The following is an 18,177-nucleotide window of genomic DNA, read 5'->3' as shown; positions in this document are numbered from 1 at the left end:
ATTATATTTTATTTTTTATCGTATATTTGATGTTGAGTATAATTTCTTCCCCGTTCGTATATAATAGGAAAGAAGAATAAACATGAACGTAAATAGAATGAAGAAAAGATTTTTGCTTTTGTTGCTGGTAATACCGGCATTGTTGAAAGCGCAGGATGTGATGACAGAAACCCGTCAGGAACTGACCTCTCCCGATGGAGCTTATCGTTTTACCTTTTATCAGCGTGCGGTAGGAGAGGATAATGCACAAATGTATTATACCTTGACTTATAGGAACCGTCCGGTGATTGAAGAAAGTAAATTGGGGGTTCTGATTGAAAATCAGTTGTTTGAGTCGGCGTTGGGGGTTCCGAATGATACTTGTCATTTTTGGTGTGAAAATCTCAAGTTGACAGGGACAGAACAACGAAAAACGGATGAGATATGGAAGCCTGTGTACGGGGAACGTGCGGAAGTGCGTGATTGCTACAATGAGATGACTTTGAAATTCAAGAAGGGAGAAGGGAATGGCAACCAGGACGGCGGCTATGATAAGCGTAAGAATTACTTTATGAACATTATCGTTCGTGCCTATAATGAAGGAGTTGCTTTCCGTTATCATTTCCCGGAAACGACAAACGGGCTTTTCTTGCATATCGTCGGCGAACAGACCAGTTTCACAATGCCGGAAGGAACGATGGCTTATTACGAGCGTTGGGCACAAGGCCCTTGCGTACTTCGTCCGTTGGAAGGATGGGGAAAAGAGGAGAGTGAACGTCCGTTGACCTTGAAACTGCCTGATGGATTATCAGTAGCCTTATTGGAAGCGGAGATGGTGGATTATGCCCGTGGCAAGTTCCGTTTATCGGCAGAGAAACCTTCCACTTTGGAGACAAGTCTGTATAGCAGTGTCGATATTATTTCTCCTTACAGCACTCCGTGGCGTGTCATCATGGTCGGCGAACGTCCGGTTGATTTGATTAATAACAATGATATTGTCTTGAATCTGAATCCGGCTTGCAAACTGGCTGATACTTCCTGGATTAAATCCGGAAAAGTATTCCGTTCGGGCGACTTGAAACAAGATAGGGTGAAAGCAGCCATTGACTTCGCGGCAGAGCGTGGTATCCAGTATGTGCACATGGATGCAGGTTGGTACGGGCCGGAAATGAAGGTGAGTTCGGATGCCACTACTGTTTCTCCGGACAAAGACCTCGATATACCCGCTTTGTGTAAATATGCCGAATCGAAAGGAATCGGACTTATGGTGTATGTCAATCAGCGTGCGTTGGTGCAGCAGTTGGATACTTTATTGCCTTTGTATAAGAAATGGGGATTGAAAGGTATCAAGTTCGGGTTTGTGCAGATTGGTAATCAGCGATGGAGCACCTGGCTGCATGATGCAGTCCGTAAATGTGGAGAATACGGCCTGATGGTAGATATTCATGATGAGTATCGCCCGACAGGTTTCAGTCGTACTTATCCCAACCTGATGACACAGGAAGGTATCCGTGGAAATGAAGAAATGCCGGATGCGACACACAATACGACTCTTCCTTTTACCCGTTTCCTTGCAGGCGCAGGAGATTATACGCTATGTTATTTCAATAACCGGGTGAAGAATACGAAAGCACATCAGTTGGCGATGGCAGCAGTGTATTACAGTCCTTTGCAATTTATGTACTGGTATGACAGACCGGAATTCTATAAAGGAGAAGAAGAGCTGGAATTTTGGAAAGCCATTCCGAGTGTATGGGATGACAGTCGTGCATTGGATGGAGAAATTGGTGAATATATCGTTCAGGCTCGTCGCTCAGGAAATGACTGGTTTGTAGGGGCAATGACGAACACCGAACCCCGTACTGTTACATTGACTACGGATTTTCTGGAATCGGGGAAAAAGTATATGCTTCATCTGTATGAAGATGACGACAAATTGAATACACGCACGAAAGTGCGGACTACTCATAAGAAAATAAAGGCAGGCGATAAGCTTGTCTTGAAGTTGAAAGCAAGTGGTGGAGCCGCGTTACATTTTACTCCGCTGAAAAAATGACTCAATTATTTAGATGACCATTGAGTATGTGAAAATGACAAGTAAATGATATTTTTTTAGCAGACAGATTAATAACTTTCTATTTAGACAGAAGAACATAAGAACAAAAGATGAAACAGTAGCAGTTTAATGACCGGCAGAAATAATTTTCCAAGCGCAGCCTTTATGTTCTTTTGTTCTTATGTCTAAATTAAATTCCCATTAGTGGTCTCTGTTGAGAATTGCTACTTACCACTATTTACCATAATTAATCAACCACTTCACCATCTCCGGGTCATTGTGAGAGAAGAAAAGGGTTTTAGCCGTATCAAGCGCAGCAATAGCCGCCATATCATCCGGTGTTAACGAAAAATCGAAAACATTGAAATTCTCAATCATACGTTCTTTATGAGTAGATTTGGGAATCACGATAATATCACGTTGAATCAGATAACGCAGTGCGACCTGTGCCACTGATTTGCCATATTCTTTACCGATTTCCTGGAGAGTCGGGTTGGTAAAGAAGTCATTCCGACCTTCGGCAAACGGGCCCCATGACATAATTTTAGTACCATATTCCTTCATTACTTCCTGTAACTTTATCTGTTGGTTGAAAACGTGTGTCTCCACCTGATTGACGGCAGGAGTGATTTCGCAGAATTCTGCCAGGTCTACAAAGCGGTCGGGATAGAAGTTGCTGACACCGATTGCACGAAGTTTTCCGGCTTTGTATGCTTCTTCCATAGCCCGGTAAGTTCCGTAATAATCACCGAATGGCTGATGAATGAGCAACAAGTCGATATAATCACTCTTCAATTTGCGCAGCGATTCATCAATAGAAGCTTTGGCCTTTTCGTAACCGGCATTTGAAATCCATACTTTTGTAGTGATGAACAGTTCCTCACGCGGCACACCACTTTTACTGATTGCATTTCCTACACCTTCCTCATTGTGATAGGCTTGTGCCGTATCAATAGAGCGATAGCCTACACTAATTGCATCTGATACGCAACGTTCACACTCCTCAGGCGTAACCTGATAAACACCATAACCCAAAACAGGCATTTCAATGCCATTGTTCAATTTTACTTTTTCCATAATCAAGCTATATTAAAATAAAAGCGTATTCTAATGTTTTTATTATCTTTATTTCCTCTATGCAAAGTTAGCCTGTAAATAGTAATCTGTCTTTATATAGATTACGGGTTTTGCTACCATTTTTACGGATAGCCCTATCTTTGCATTTAATCTCTCATATATATAGTCATTTTTTGAGTGTTTTGTTCTCCATATTCGTAGTATATGAAGTTAAATCAATTAAAAGAAGCATTATGAATAAATATTTTCTTGTTGTTTTGTTATCCCTGTTCATGCAGGCTGCCCGGATTGCAGCCGCCCCCTGGCAATGGTCAGTAGAAATAAAAGAGCTGATTTCGGAAGAGACAAACGCTCATCCTTCCGCCTATCTATGGATACCGGAAAATTGCAAGCAAGTCCGTGCCGTCATCATCGGGCAACATAATATGACCGAAGAAACGATTTTCGAGCATCCCGAATTCCGGAAGAACATGAGTAAGCTGGGAATCGCGGAGATATGGATAACTCCCGGAATAGACCAACGATGGGACGTGACCCAAGGTACTCGGCAAATCTTTGAAACAATGATGAAGAACCTGTCTGAAACAAGCGGGTATACAGAACTCGAATTTGCCCCGGTCATCCCTGTCGGACACTCGGCAATGGCTACTTATCCGTGGAACTTTGCCGCGTGGAATCCCGAACGGACATTGGCCGTACTCTCTATTCACGGTGATTCTCCCAGAACTCATCTGACAGGTTACGGGCGTGCGAATTTGGATTGGGGAACCCGTACAATAGAAGGTATCCCCTCATTAATGGTAATGGGAGAGGATGAATGGTGGGAAGACCGGTTGATAACCTCTTTCGATTATCGTCGTGAATACCCGAATGCCCCTCTTTCATTCCTTGCAGATGCAGGACATGGACATTTTGATATTTCCGATGAATTGATTGATTATCTTTCACTCTTTCTGAAAAAGGCAGTGCAATACCGGTTGCCGATACATTCGCCATCGGATACTCCCGTCCGGTTAATCCCGGTAGAAGCGAAGAATGGCTGGCTGGCAGACCGTTGGCGGAAAAATAAAATGCCTGCAAGCGAAGCCGCTCCCTATGATAAATATAAAGGAGACAGGAACCATGCATTCTGGTATTTTGATAAGGAAATGGCGGATGCCACAGAAAAATACTATGCCAATGAACGCGGAAAGACAGAACAGTATATCGGCTTTGAGCAAAAAGGAAAACTGATTACTTTCAATCCGGAATCCCATGTGCGTATGTCCCCTTCTTTTCAACCCGATGCGGATGGAGTCACTTTCCACTTGAAAGCAGTGTATACAGATACACTAAGGAACGAATATTCAAAAGAACATGGTACACGTCCGATTCGGATGTCGAGAATCTGTGGCCCTGTGGAAGTTGTGAATGATACGACTTTTACTGTACGTTTCTATCGGATGGGGTTGGATAATCCCAAGCGTACAGGAAGCATCTGCCTGATGGCTTCCGTAAAGCAAGACCATAAATACCGGAGTGCCGTCCAGCAGGTAGAGATTCGTATTCCGCATCGGAATAAGGAAGGGATACCACAACATATTACTTTCCCGAAACTATCGGATGTAAAGGCTTCAGTGAAAGAAATAACACTGAAAGGAACTTCAGATTCCGGCCTTCCGGTCTGCTATTATGTAAAGGAAGGCCCGGCAGAAATAAAGGGCGACAAGCTTGTATTGACAAAAATTCCCCCGCGCGCAAAGTTTCCGGTAAAAGTTACGGTAGTAGCCTGGCAATATGGACGTAGTGGAGAACCCCAAGTGCAGACTGCCGAAGCGGTAGAACAGAGTTTCTACATTGCTGCCCGTTAGTTTGACGGAGAGATTGTTCAGCGAATCAGAGTACCAGTTCCTTGAACAATCTTTCCAAAGTCTTGTCTAAATCAGCCGAAAATCCCGGATGCGGGCGGGACACCTGTATGCAGGAACTTTTGACCGCAGTCAGCCAACGAAACCTGTCGGGAATATCCATATTGGCTATGGCTCCCCCTTCTTTATTTCCTATACATATCTTGTCAAATACCTGTAATCCTTCTCTCAGACAATGAATATCCAGTTCGGAAGAAAACAGTTTCAGTTTATTCTCATTTATCATATAGAGGGACTTCAGGTATTTAGCTCGTTTGGAAAACAGTACAATCCCCACGTTGATAAACTCCTCACGTTCTACTTTGGGAACGAAGCGGATAACTGCGTATTCATATAAGTGCCTTTCTTGCATTTTGTGCTTCATTTACAAATGTTTCGGAATGCTTCATCCTTTCTTCTAAGAATTGAATATAAACCTCTCTCAAATCCTGTGGCGTTTCTGTGCCTTCCGTCCAGTTCAACCAGTCGTCGGGAACAGCATTGACTATATCACGTATTTTATCGGAAGTCAATAACTGCCTGAATTCAGCGTCTGCTTCTTCCAGTTTATCGGCAAACGGTAGTAGTACATGGTCTTTTATCTGTACAAAAGGAACAAGTGCCTGTTTCTGCCAGTTAGTCCAGGAATGGTGGAAATAGAGGGAAGCCCCGTGGTCAATCAACCATAGCTCTTTGTGCCACATCAGCATATTGGTATTTTTGATGGTGCGGTCTATATTAGTCAACAGGGCATCCAGCCATACTACTTGCGAAGCAGTCTTTCCATCCACCGTATGCACTATCGGGTCAAAAGTCAGTGAACCGGAAAGGAAATGCAGTCCCATATTCAGCCCGCGGCTCCATTGAAGCAAATCCTGTATTTCTTCATCCGCTTCCGTCTGTCCGAAGGCTTCGTCCAGATTCAGAAAAACGATTTCGGGGACTCTGAAACCCAGTGCACGGGCTATCTCCCCACCAATCAGTTCGGCAATCAGTGCTTTCGTACCGTGTCCTGCCCCTCTGAATTTGACTACATACTTAAATTCATCGTCAGCTTCGGCCAAAGCAGGCAATGAGCCCCCCTCACGCAGAGGAAGAATATATCTTGTAACATTTGCCGTACGTAAATCCATGTAGCTCCTTTCTTTGATTCGGGCAATAAAGATAGGACGTTTCAGATGAATTTTATAAGAAAGTGGGCTTTAAATTAAAGAATTGTAGCTTAATTAAATAATTTTGTGGCTTTGAGTGTTTAAGGCACCTTGTTCGTATCTTATAGATAAAAGATAGAAATAGTATGAATAAGAAAGTTTTAGTTACGGCCTTCTTGTTGGGCTCATGGACAGTATCAGGTATAGTGTCTGCCCAGTCTGTATATCCCGGACAACATCAGGGAAAGTTGAAAAAGGAAACGGTAGCTCCCCTTCAGGTAGAGAGTTTTGATTTGAAAGACGTCCGCCTGCTGCCAAGCCGCTTTCGCGATAATATGCTTCGGGATTCTGCCTGGATGACTTCAATAGATGTCAACCGCCTGCTGCATAGTTTCCGTACCAATGCCGGCGTGTTTGCCGGACGTGAAGGCGGATATATGACAGTGAAAAAACTGGGTGGCTGGGAATCTTTGGATTGCGAACTTCGCGGACATACTACCGGACATATGCTTTCGGCGCTTGGTTTGATGTACGCATCTACCGGCAGTGAAATATTCAAGCTGAAAGGCGACAGCCTGGTTAATGGACTCGAAGAGGTGCAGAACGCATTGAAAAGCGGGTATCTGAGTGCCTGGCCTGAAGAACTGATAAACCGGAACATTCAGGGAAAAAGCGTATGGGCTCCCTGGTATACTCTGCATAAACTTTTCTCCGGACTGATAGACCAATATCTGTATGCGGATAATAAAAAAGCATTAACTATTGTCACCCGGATGGGCGACTGGGCATACAATAAACTGAAGCCCCTTAGTGAAGAAACACGTAAACTTATGATCCGCAATGAATTTGGCGGTATCAATGAGTCATTCTATAATTTGTACTCAATCACGGGAGATGAACGTTATCGCTGGCTGGCGGAATATTTCTATCATAATGACGTAATCGACCCATTGAAAGAACTTCGCGATGACTTGGGGACAAAGCATACCAATACTTTTATCCCGAAAGTATTAGCCGAAGCACGTAACTATGAGCTGACAGAGAATGAGACTAGCAAAGAACTCTCGGAATTCTTTTGGCACACCATGATTGACCATCATACTTTCGCTCCCGGATGCAGCAGTGATAAAGAGCATTTTTTCGACCCGAAGAAATTTTCTAAACACTTGACCGGATATACCGGGGAAACCTGTTGCACATATAATATGTTGAAGCTTAGTCGCCATCTTTTCTGCTGGACGGGCGATTCATCTATTGTAGACTATTATGAAAGAGCATTGTACAATCACATCTTAGGACAACAAGACCCTGAAACGGGTATGGTGGCTTATTTCCTGCCTTTGCTTTCCGGTTCCCATAAACTGTATAGCACAAAAGAGAATTCTTTCTGGTGTTGTGTAGGCAGCGGATTCGAGAATCATGCCAAATATGGAGAAGCTATCTACTACCACAACGACCGTGGAATATATGTAAACCTGTTTATTCCCTCACAAGTAACCTGGAAAGAAAAAGGGTTAACGCTCCGCCAGGAAACAGAATTTCCCAAAGAAGAAACGACACGTTTTACTCTTCAGGCGGAAAATCCTGTCCGCACGACTATTTATCTGCGCTATCCTTCGTGGAGCAAGGATGTAAAAGTTTCGGTGAATGGTAAGAAAATATCTGTAAAACAGAAACCGGACTCTTATATTGTCATTACCCGTGAATGGAAAGATGGCGACCAAATCTCGGCTACTTATCCGATGCAAATCAAATTGGAAACTACTCCGGATAACCCGGATAAGGCAGCCCTGCTATACGGCCCGTTGGTATTGGCGGGAGAACGGGGAACTGAAGGTATGCAGGCACCTGCTCCTTTCTCAAATCCGGCTCTTTACAATGATTATTATACCTATAATTTTCATGTCCCTGCACATCTGCGCACTTCTTTGAAACTGGATAAGAAACACCCTGAACGTGCTTTGCAACGTGTAGGACGTGATTTGATGTTTACGACAGAACAAGGAGATGTGATTCGTCCGCTGTATGATTTACATCACCAGCGCTATGTCGTATATTGGGACTTACAATCAGAATAATAGATAGTAAACAACGATATGAAGAATCTATTAATTGCCGCTTTTGTAGTAAGTATCAGCTTTTTGAGTGGTTCTTGTAAAGTATCATCCGATCAGGGGAATCAGTATGACTTCTCATCTTTGGATTCTGTTATCCAAGGATGGGTAGACAAAGAATATTATCCCGGAGCATCTATTTGCGTAGTGAAGAATGATACCGTCATTTTTCAAAAGAACTATCGGGACTATACACCTGATACGAAAGTATATGTCGCTTCTGCCGGAAAATGGGTCGCGGCTGCCGTCATCGGTGCAGTGGTAGACCGTACAGATTTGGGATGGGATGATTCGGTAGAGAAATGGTTGCCTGAATTTAAAGGTGATCCCAAAGGCAGGATTCTTCTCCGGCAATTATTATCCCATACATCAGGAGTACGCCCGTATCTTCCCGAACCTCGTGTAGATAACTATAATCATTTGGATTCGGCAGTCGCAGAAATTCTCCCTTTGGATACAGTCTTTACCTCCGGCACTCGTTTTGAATATGGCGGACTTGCCATGCAGATTGCCGGAAGAATGGCGGAAGTAGCAATGGGAAAGGAGTTTGAAACTCTTTTTCAAGAACTGCTTGCACAACCTTTGGAAATGAAAAACTCTCATTTTACCCCAATCAATACGGACGGTGGACACGCTCCAATGTTAGGGGGCGGGCTATGTACCACCATGAATGATTATCTTCATTTCCTGTCTATGATTTATCACGATGGAATATATAATGGCAAGCAGATTATATCAGCAGAAACTGTGAAAGAAATGCAGGCCGACCAAGTGAAAGATGCCATAATCCCTTCGAATGACTCGGATAATTATGTGGCGAAAGGACTGGGACAATCCCACAATGGAATCTATGGATTGGGAGAATGGCGTGAACTGATAGACAAAAAGACAGGCGAAGCTTATCAGATCAGTTCACCAGGATGGGCTGGTGCTTACCCATGGATAAATAAGCGTGATAAAGTTTACGGATTCTTCATCTCCCATGTAACAGGTTCTTCCGCTAAAGAAGACGGTTTCTCTTCTTTCTTCGGCAGCCCTGTCATTTCACGGACTGTTTCAGAAATACTGAAAGGTAACTCACTAGTCATTAAGCAAGGACGGATCAATGTAGGAAACGGCTCTCTATACTATGAAGAAGCCGGTCAGGGTGAACCTATCATCTTTGTACACGGTCATTCGCTCGACCATCGTATGTGGGATGAACAATTTTCGGTATTTGCGAAAAAGTATCATGTCATTCGTTATGATTTAAGAGGATACGGCATTTCTTCTTCCCAAACAGAAGATTATCAATTTATGCACGCTGAAGACCTGATTACTTTAATGGACTCTTTACGCATCCAAAAAGCACATATTGTCGGGCTTTCTTTGGGCGGGTTCATTACTGCTGATATGTTGGCGTATTTCCCAGACCGGATGCTATCAGCTTTTCTAGCCAGTGGAAACATCCGGAAATCAAAAGGCCCCAGTGAACCGATGACTAAAGAAGAAGCAAAGATGCGTGATGAAGAAATAGCTGCCCTGAAAAAGAAAGGAGTGGAGGTGATGAAGAAAGAGTGGTTTGAAGGATTGATGAAATCCGGAGGAACCCAACGTGAACGGATGCGTGTACCTTTGTGGCAGATGATTGACGAATGGGATGCATGGCAACCGCTACACAAAGAAGTACGGGTAGTAGCAGGGTTGGATGCCATTGAAAAATTAGAGAAAAGTCACCCTGCTGTACCTGCTTTAATTGTAGAAGGTCATTCTTCTGATAATAAATTCTCAAAAAATCCCCCAATATTAAACTATCTACCTAATGGAAAACTGAAAGTTATAGAGGATTGCGGACATATGATGAATATGGAACGGCCGGAAGAGTTTAATGCAGCTTTAGAAGAGTTCTTGAAATCGAATTTTTAAAGCAATCTTTCGTGATTGATAAGTATTGTGCTATGGGTACTTCGCATTCTGACTCCTTGAAGTTGTGTATTGATTAGGGAGTTATAAAGAGATTATAGTCTTTTTTACTGTTAAAATCTAATGCCAGGTTGCATAATTGTACAACTTGGCGTATATTTGTAATATGAAACGTAAGATTATGTCTTATTTAATGGCTTTCAGAAAAAAAGTCAGAAGACACCATCAGGAGAGATAGAAAAGGCGTTAAAAATAAAGGAGGCTTATTATGGAGACAAACAATCATCAAATCGTTGATTACAGTGCTGTGTTAGAAGCACAGTATGGAGCACTGGGCACTCCTGAACGTGCGAAGTTTGACGAAGAAGCTTATGCTTTTTATACGAGTCAAATACTTTTGGATGCGCGAAAGAATGCCAGATTGACGCAGGAAGAACTTGCAAAACGTATCGGTGCCAACAAATCATACATCTCACGCATTGAGAAAGGCATTACAGTTCCGAGTGTTGCTACTTTCTATCGTATCATAAATGCTTTAGGATTAACGATTGAGCTTAAACCTGCTTTATGATTTAGGTTATTTTGCAATAATAAAAAGTCCCATTCCATTTATTTGGTTCGGGACTTTTGTTTTTATTAGGATTGTATTGAGTAAATTATTTACCCCCTTCGTATTTAGCTATGTACATATAGAGAATACGAAGGGACTACTTTTTTAAAAAAGGAATGTGCTCTTTTGGAGATTTTTATGTATGTTTGTCACATGTTTAATATGAAAGGAAGCAGTTGTAAGTGAAAGACACGATTAAATATCTGATTCTTATATTAATATATTTGGCTTGTGGTATGGAACTGCAAGCCCAGAATTACACATTCCGTAATGTCGTCATGTCCGATGGACTATCCGGACTGTTGGTGAATGCCATTTATAAGGATTCCGAAGGTTTTGTATGGTTGGGGACGGATAATTGCCTCGACCGTTTTGACGGTGTGAAAGTGCGCCATTTTGAATTCCGGGGCATTGAGTCGGGAAGAAAGAAACGTGTAAACAGCATTACAGAAACAGCCAATAAACAACTGTGGGTAGGAAATGGAATCGGACTTTGGCGATTGAACCGTACAAACAGTCAATTGGAAAGAATTGTCCCCGAAAAGATTGATTTTGCTGTAAATACGTTACTGGCTGACGGGGATATTCTTTATATCGGCACAGAGAAAGGCTTGTTCATTCATAAAGACGGTCAGTTGCTTCAAGTCTTGACAGACCGGAATATGCTTGCCGCTTGTAACAGAATCATGGATATTTGTCTGAATGAAGATAAAACCGTATTATGGTTGGCTACGGTGCAGGGGCTGTTCTCTTATTCGCTGAAAGATGGCAAGATTGATTCCTGGCATTTTCAGGAGAATGTGCCCGAAGCCGATTATTTCCGTTGCCTTACCCGTATCGGCGAAACGCTCTATCTCGGTACAATGAGCCAAGGTGTAGTACGTTTCGATACAAAGAAGGAATCATTCTCTCATGCGGTATCTTTAGGGTGCGATGTCATTTCCGATATTTCCAGCGATGGTAAAGGGACTGTGTACATAGCTACTGACGGTAATGGCGTCCACTTCCTTTCACACAAAGACCAACAAGTGACACGTCGTTTTTACCATGATGTCAATGATAAGGAAGGAATTCGCAGTAACTCTATTTATTCCTTGCTTGTAGATGACAGAGGGGCTGTCTGGGTAGGACATTTTCAGGCAGGATTGGATTATTCACTCTATCAGAATGGTCTTTTCCGTACGTATGCCTATCCGCCTTTGTTCAATTCGGCCAATCTTTCCATCCGTTCTTTTGTAAACAAAGGGCAAGAGAAGGTCATCGGTTCGCGTGACGGCTTGTTTTATATAAACGAAGCTACCGGAGTAGTGAAGAGCTTTGTAAAACCCGTCTTGACCTCGGATTTAATACTGACAATCTGCTTTTATCAAGGAGAATATTACATCGGTACGTATGGTGGCGGTATGATGGTATTGAATCCGGAAACGCTGTCTTTGAAATATTTTGCCCAAGGTGATACGGAGCTTTTCCAGAAAGGACATATCTTCTGTGTGAAACCGGATGCCAAAGGAAATCTTTGGATAGGTACTTCACAAGGACTTTTCTGTTATAACGGGCAGACCAAACAGATCAAGCACTTCACCAGTGCCAACTCCCAACTGCCGGAAGGCAATGTGTATGAAGTCAGTTTTGACTCTACTGGCAAAGGATGGATTGCCACCGAAACCGGTATGTGTATTTATGACCCGGCTTCCCAAAGTTTGCGTTCCAATGTCTTTCCCGAAGGATTCGTGAATAAAGATAAGGTGCGTACAATCTACGAAGATGCTGAACACAACCTCTATTTTATCCGTGAGAAAGGAAGTCTGTTTACATCCACTTTAACGATGGATCGTTTTCAGAACCGCTCTATCTTTTCTACTCTTCCGGACAACTCGCTGATGTCCGTAATAGAAGATAACCAGGGATGGCTGTGGGTGGCCTGTAATGACGGGTTGCTGCGTATCAAAGAAGAGGGAGAGGAGTATGATGCTTTCACTTTCAATGATGGAGTGCCGGGGCCAACTTTTACGAATGGAGCTGCTTATAAAGATGGAAAAGGACTATTGTGGTTTGGTAACACTAAAGGACTGATTTATGTCGATCCGAAACATGTGGACGAAGTGCGTGGCAATGTTCGTCCGATCGTATTTACCGACATATTAGCTAATGGTGTCCCTTTTACCAGCTCCTCTTTGAAATACAATCAGAATAATTTGACTTTCTGTTTCACAGACTTTGCCTATGGTCTCCCATCTGCCTTGCTATATGAGTATCGACTGGAAGGAGTGGACAAGGACTGGAAATTATTGGCGGCACAGAACGAAGTTTCTTATTACGGACTTTCTTCCGGGACTTATACTTTCCGTGTACGCCTTCCGGGAAATGAGCAATCGGAAGCTATCTGTCAAGTGACAGTGCGTCCAATGATACCTTGGTGGGGATGGTCGCTTTCCGTTTTATTAATCGTAGGAATTATAGCCTTTATACGGTATTATGTCTGGAAACGTATGCGTCGTTTGCATGTTTCTTCTGCTTCATTGGTTTCGGCATCATTAGCAGAAGAGGAGATACAGCAAAGAGAACAGTCTGTAGAACATCCGGAAGTAATTTCAGAGCAACAACCGTCCGTTGCTGAAGAGAAATATAAGACCAATAGACTGACTGAAAAGGAATGTAAAGAACTTCATAAGAAACTGGTGGCTTATGTGGAGAAAGAAAAGCCATATATCAATCCTGATTTAAAAATGGGTGACTTGGCATCTGCATTGGATACTTCCTCACATTCATTATCGTATCTCTTGAACCAGTATCTTAATCAGTCTTACTATGACTTTATCAACGAATACCGCGTTGCCCAATTCAAAAAGATGGTAGCGGATATCCAATATTCCCGTTATACTTTGGTTGCACTGGCGGAACTTTGTGGATTCAGTTCGCGTGCCTCTTTCTTCCGTTCATTTAAAAAAAGTACGGGGGTGACTCCGAATGAGTATATTCGTAGCATTGGTGGCACTACAAAAGAAGAGTAATACCGGTCTGGTATTTCTTTCTGTGGTTTCTTGTATGTCATTCATGTGTTTCATGTACTTCTTTCTGTGGTCTCATGTACTTCTTTCACCGGATTCATGTACTTGAATTACTCCGATGTCCTACATGTTTGGCTCCTTGCTTGTACTTGTTTTATTCCGACTCTCTCACTTGCATCGTTTTTATTGAAATTTGTATATATTTTATATCATATAAACAGTTGGGGTTTACTGCCACTACTGCCAACTGCCACCATAGGCATATTTGACAGTACTTTTTTCCTTGTTTTTCTTTCTATTTATTGATAATCAGGTTAGTACATTGTTTTTATAGAATTCGTTTTTATTTTCTTTCTATCTTGAAGTCTTCTTCTTTAATACTCATGTTTTACTTATATTGTTTATATAAATTAATGATCGAGAACCCATGGAGAGTATAGGGCTATTGCAATGCGAGAAAAACGGAATAGTAATAATTACTTATATTTAGACTTTAACATACTCGGTTTTTCAAAAAAAATATGCCTATAGGTGGCAGTTGGCAGTATGGCAGTAACTATGGAAGTGACTGTTCTTTATATATGTATGATATAGAGTGATTTATGGTGTATCTGCTTGTTGGCGTACTGCCAAATGTATCATCTGTTACTGCCACTCGAAATGTTAATTTGAAAATCCTTGTATGGTAATTATTGCTTATGCTCCTTCGGGCGTTATGGAGCTATCGTAAAAAAGGTCTCCGATACTCTTCGAATAGCGCTTATTGAGTCTCATTCTATAAAATGAGACTCAATGAATTGTCTATGTAATTCTCTGATAATGAGAAATATAATTAAAAATTAGTCTGTCTTGATGCGTTGAGATTGATATGCTCTGTTTTTCGGCTGTTATATCCGGAATCCCCTCTATATTTGCACCGTGATTAAAACCGAAAAAGATAGTATTATGGAGACAACGACCCACACTTCCGACAGTATCATCACCCGTTCTTATGAAGAATATTATCAGGTGATTCTTACCTATATTACTTATCGTATCACTCATCGTTACGAAGCTGAGGATCTGACTCAAGATGTATTTGTGCGTCTGCTGGACTATAAACAAATGCTTCGTCCGGATACAGTGAAATATTTCCTGTTCACTATTGCCCGTAATATCGTGACCGACTATATCCGCCGTTATTATAAGAAGCAGGAGATAGACAGTTATATCTATGATACGATATCTACCTCAACCAATGAAACCGAAGAAAAAATTATCGGTGATGATTTAATGACAATGGAACGGACACGTCTGGCTGCCATGCCCGAACAGCGTCGGTTAGTTTATACATTGAACCGCTTCGAAAATAAAACCTCTCCAGAAATCGCCGATGAACTCAACTTGAGCCGCAGGACGGTAGAAAACCACTTGTTCCTCGGGCGTCGTGAAATGCGCGAATTCTTTCGGAATTGTATATAATCTTATTTCATTAATAAATAACCCTTTGTGCTTATGGAAAAGGAACCGAAATCTACAAGGAGACATCTATGTGTCCCCATTTATTTTAGAGAACAAAAAATTAATATTATTTTTAAACCTCAAATTTAATTGTATGAATAATATCTTAAAAAGCTCATCAAAGAAAGTAGTATTTCCGCTGATGATGGCTTCCGCCTTGTGGGCAGGTATTCCTCAGACGGCGTATGCAGACGCTCTGGAAATACAGACAGTCATGCAGGCTATTACTGTGAAAGGAACGGTACTGGATGCCAATGGTGAACCTGTGATTGGAGCAAGTGTGCTGATGAAAGGCACAACTACAGGTACGATTACGGATATTGACGGTAATTTTACGCTGTCTAATGTGAATCCGGGTATATTGGTAGTGTCCTACATCGGATATAAGACGCAAGAGATTCAGGCGAAAGGTGGCGCTCCGGTAAAGATTGTACTGAAAGAAGACTCGGAAGTGCTTGAAGAAGTAGTGGTCGTCGGATACGGTACGCAGAAAAAAGCGACAATGACAGGTTCCGTTACAGTAGTGAATGATAAAATGCTGGAAAGCAAAGGTACAATGTCCAGTCCCGTACAGGCGTTGCAAGGACAGGTTCCGGGAGTTATCATTACCCGTAGTTCTACTGCTCCGGGCGATGAAAGCTGGAATATGAGTTTGCGTGGTGCTGTTTCTAAAAACACGACAGCTCCGTTGGTAATTATTGACGGTGTGGAATACGAAAGTGTAAACGAACTTCGTTTGCTGAATCCTTCGGATATTGAATCCATGAACTTCTTGAAAGACGCCTCTGCTTCTATTTATGGTAGCAAGGCCGCCGGTGGTGTAATATTGGTGACTACTAAAAAGGCTAAGGAAGGTAAGGTGCAAGTAGAATACAGTGGCTCGGTGACGGCAAAGTTTATCGGCCTGTCTCCTGACCTGATGAGTCTGGGAGAATGGGCTTCTGCTTTGGTAGAGGCGCGTACTAATGATGGTTATAATGATGACGATATCTGGATGCGGTACGCAAAGATGGCTTTAGCTTACAAAAACCAATATATAAATCTGGACAACACTACCAATCCGTTTAATGGATTTACCGATGTGGCAGATTTTGTATTCTTTGATACGGATTGGCAAGATATCATGTGGGGAACAGCAGCTTCAACGCAACATGAACTGGCTGTTTCCGGTGGTTCAGATGCATCCAGATATCGTCTTTCTTTAGGATATATGTTTGATGATAGTAACTTGAAATGGGGAAATAACAATAACAATCGTTATAACCTGCGTCTGACCAATAGTTTTAAGTTGTCGAGCAGGGCATCTATTGAGTCGGTGATTGCTTATAACCGCCAGGATCAGGTAGCCCCAACCCAGATTGGTTCTGCTCTGTCCACGGGTGTGCAACAGCCGGGCTTCCCTTCAGCAACAGCGGATGGAAAACCTTATGCTTGGGGTACGTGGGGTGGCCCTAACTGGTTTTGCGAACTAGGAGGTGATAATAAACTGAAAGTATCGGCTATTAATATCAGCGAGACTTTTAATTATTCGATAATGAAAGACCTGAAGTTTTCTGTTACAGCCGGATATAATACATCTACCGCGACTCGTGATACTCAGAAAAAATCTATAGACTGGTATAATTATGCCGGCGACCGTGTGGTTCGTACTTCTCCGACAGAAGCTGAAAGCTCATATACAAAGTCAAATTCACGGACAGATTTCTACTCTGTTTCAGGACATCTTGACTGGTCGCACCTGTTTGCAGATGTACATGATGTGAAAGTGATGGTCGGCTCTCAGTATAATATGAAAGAATATGAATACACTTATATTCGTTCAATGGGTATTTTACCTTCTTTGGAGATTCCGAATAGTCAGGACGGACTGATTTATTTAACGAGTGACGATAAAAAGACAAGTTCTTCCAAATGGCAGGAAGCTGTCATGTCTTATTTCGGACGTGCCAATTATAATTATCGTTCCAGATACATGTTGGAAGGCCAGTTCCGTTACGACGGCTCTTCCAAGTTCCAGCCTGAAAACCGTTGGGTATTCTATTGGGGTGTTTCCGGCGGATGGCGTATCTCTGAAGAATCCTTCATAAAAAAAATGGACTTCATTGATGAACTAAAATTAAGGGCTTCTTATGGTAGTGTTGGTAACCAGGCGGGCGTAGACCGTTATGACGGTACGCAATTGTATAACTTTAAAGCAACGCAAGGAGCCTTACTGGGTAATGGAAAAGTATCTTATGTAAATACAAACGAGAAATTACCAAGCCTTGACCGTACTTGGGAGCGTATTCATAATTATAATATCGGACTTGATTTCGGTTTCTTCCGCAATCGTTTGACGGGTACGGCCGAACTGTTCTGGAAGAAAAGTGATAATATGTTGATTGATGTGATTTATCCGGGCATATTGGGTGATAAAGCACCTACGGCAAACAAGGGTAAATTTAAGGCTCGTGGTTGGGAAGGTATGATTAACTGGTCTGATAAGATTGGCAGGGTGAATTATCACGTAGGCGGTACATTCACTTACGCCACCAATGAACTGGTAGATAATGGTGGTAGTGGCGTTATTCAGGCAGGGGTACGTTCTGACCGTGAAGGATATCCGCTGAACTCTGTATTCGGACTCCGTTATTGTGGTAAGATACAGAAAGAAGAACAATTGCAGAAATATGTAAATAAGTATAAGAACAACAGTTCTGTCGGCACATTAACCAACCTGCGTTTAGGTGACAATATGTTTGAAGATGTGAATAAGGACGGCAAACTGAATGAAGAAGACCTTGTATATTTAGGTACGGATGATCCGAAGATGCAGTTCTCATTCAACGCAGGAGTCGAATGGAACGGATTCGATCTCTCTATTGTGTTCCAGGGAGCGGGCAAACGTACCGTAT

At 42.3% G+C, this 18,177-nt stretch carries 11 protein-coding genes and 1 pseudogene; 9 read left to right on the top strand and 3 right to left on the bottom strand.

What is annotated here, in order from left to right:
- Window positions 1-82 precede the first annotated feature (82 nt).
- Window positions 83-2,035 (top strand): glycoside hydrolase family 97 catalytic domain-containing protein, encoded by a 1,953-nt coding sequence (locus tag AB5443_RS02090; RefSeq protein WP_368113114.1) that lies wholly within the window; start codon window positions 83-85, stop codon window positions 2,033-2,035.
- Window positions 2,036-2,269: 234 nt separating this feature from the next.
- On the opposite strand, the gene AB5443_RS02085 is transcribed toward AB5443_RS02090, so the two are convergent.
- Window positions 2,270-3,112 (bottom strand): aldo/keto reductase, encoded by an 843-nt coding sequence (locus AB5443_RS02085; protein ID WP_044654913.1) that lies wholly within the window; start codon window positions 3,110-3,112, stop codon window positions 2,270-2,272.
- 233 nt (window positions 3,113-3,345) lie between these two features.
- Between AB5443_RS02085 and AB5443_RS02080 the strand changes: the two genes are divergently transcribed.
- Window positions 3,346-4,962 carry an alpha/beta fold hydrolase gene (locus tag AB5443_RS02080; RefSeq protein WP_368113113.1) on the top strand — a complete coding sequence of 539 codons (1,617 nt, stop codon included), beginning with the start codon at window positions 3,346-3,348 and terminating at the stop codon, window positions 4,960-4,962.
- Between the two features lie 25 nt (window positions 4,963-4,987).
- On the opposite strand, the gene AB5443_RS02075 is transcribed toward AB5443_RS02080, so the two are convergent.
- Window positions 4,988-5,371 carry a DUF3037 domain-containing protein gene (locus tag AB5443_RS02075; RefSeq protein ID WP_022137430.1) on the bottom strand — a complete coding sequence of 128 codons (384 nt, stop codon included), beginning with the start codon at window positions 5,369-5,371 and terminating at the stop codon, window positions 4,988-4,990.
- Complete coding sequence (locus AB5443_RS02070) at window positions 5,349-6,131, bottom strand: HipA family kinase (RefSeq protein ID WP_368113112.1); 783 nt, start codon at window positions 6,129-6,131, stop codon at window positions 5,349-5,351. Before AB5443_RS02070 ends, AB5443_RS02075 begins: the two co-directional genes overlap by 23 nt.
- Before the next feature lie 164 nt (window positions 6,132-6,295).
- On the opposite strand from AB5443_RS02070, the gene AB5443_RS02065 reads away from it, so the two are divergent.
- The 7 genes and pseudogenes from AB5443_RS02065 to AB5443_RS02035 all read left to right on the top strand — a co-directional run.
- A complete protein-coding gene (locus AB5443_RS02065) occupies window positions 6,296-8,227 on the top strand; it encodes a glycoside hydrolase family 127 protein (protein ID WP_368113110.1) in 1,932 nt (643 codons plus the stop codon).
- 18 nt (window positions 8,228-8,245) lie between these two features.
- The gene (locus AB5443_RS02060; RefSeq protein WP_368113109.1) at window positions 8,246-10,168 is read left to right on the top strand and encodes an alpha/beta fold hydrolase; all 1,923 of its coding nucleotides are present in this window, start codon (window positions 8,246-8,248) and stop codon (window positions 10,166-10,168) included.
- Window positions 10,169-10,348: 180 nt separating this feature from the next.
- Window positions 10,349-10,462: pseudogene (locus AB5443_RS02055) on the top strand (type II toxin-antitoxin system RelE/ParE family toxin); the annotation flags it as partial.
- The gene (locus tag AB5443_RS02050; RefSeq protein ID WP_004296976.1) at window positions 10,434-10,736 is read left to right on the top strand and encodes a helix-turn-helix domain-containing protein; all 303 of its coding nucleotides are present in this window, start codon (window positions 10,434-10,436) and stop codon (window positions 10,734-10,736) included. The pseudogene AB5443_RS02055 and the gene AB5443_RS02050, both read left to right, overlap by 29 nt.
- A gap of 221 nt (window positions 10,737-10,957) precedes the next feature.
- Window positions 10,958-13,786 (top strand): two-component regulator propeller domain-containing protein, encoded by a 2,829-nt coding sequence (locus AB5443_RS02045; RefSeq protein ID WP_368113108.1) that lies wholly within the window; start codon window positions 10,958-10,960, stop codon window positions 13,784-13,786.
- A gap of 942 nt (window positions 13,787-14,728) precedes the next feature.
- Window positions 14,729-15,244 (top strand): sigma-70 family RNA polymerase sigma factor, encoded by a 516-nt coding sequence (locus AB5443_RS02040; RefSeq protein ID WP_368113107.1) that lies wholly within the window; start codon window positions 14,729-14,731, stop codon window positions 15,242-15,244.
- A gap of 181 nt (window positions 15,245-15,425) precedes the next feature.
- Window positions 15,426-18,177 (top strand): SusC/RagA family TonB-linked outer membrane protein (locus AB5443_RS02035; RefSeq protein WP_368119589.1); only part of this gene is annotated, 2,752 nt, incomplete at its 3' end.

The organism is Bacteroides sp. RTP21281st1_H5_RTP21281_210402, assembly GCF_040918965.1.
GTDB lineage: Bacteria > Bacteroidota > Bacteroidia > Bacteroidales > Bacteroidaceae > Bacteroides > Bacteroides congonensis.
The sequence above is the reverse complement of the archived record's forward strand: the minus strand, read 5'-3'. Positions and strand labels throughout refer to the sequence as shown.

What these genes read in the sequence shown, in the direction of transcription:
- AB5443_RS02080 (WP_368113113.1), top strand. Translation starts at nt 3,346, where the DNA reads ATGAATAAATATTTTCTTGTTGTTTTGTTATCCCTGTTCATGCAGGCT.
- AB5443_RS02065 (WP_368113110.1), top strand. Translation starts at nt 6,296, where the DNA reads ATGAATAAGAAAGTTTTAGTTACGGCCTTCTTGTTGGGCTCATGGACA.
- AB5443_RS02040 (WP_368113107.1), top strand. Translation starts at nt 14,729, where the DNA reads ATGGAGACAACGACCCACACTTCCGACAGTATCATCACCCGTTCTTAT.
- AB5443_RS02050 (WP_004296976.1), top strand. Translation starts at nt 10,434, where the DNA reads ATGGAGACAAACAATCATCAAATCGTTGATTACAGTGCTGTGTTAGAA.
- AB5443_RS02090 (WP_368113114.1), top strand. Translation starts at nt 83, where the DNA reads ATGAACGTAAATAGAATGAAGAAAAGATTTTTGCTTTTGTTGCTGGTA.
- AB5443_RS02085 (WP_044654913.1), bottom strand. Translation starts at nt 3,112, where the DNA reads ATGGAAAAAGTAAAATTGAACAATGGCATTGAAATGCCTGTTTTGGGT.
- AB5443_RS02060 (WP_368113109.1), top strand. Translation starts at nt 8,246, where the DNA reads ATGAAGAATCTATTAATTGCCGCTTTTGTAGTAAGTATCAGCTTTTTG.
- AB5443_RS02070 (WP_368113112.1), bottom strand. Translation starts at nt 6,131, where the DNA reads ATGGATTTACGTACGGCAAATGTTACAAGATATATTCTTCCTCTGCGT.
- AB5443_RS02075 (WP_022137430.1), bottom strand. Translation starts at nt 5,371, where the DNA reads ATGCAAGAAAGGCACTTATATGAATACGCAGTTATCCGCTTCGTTCCC.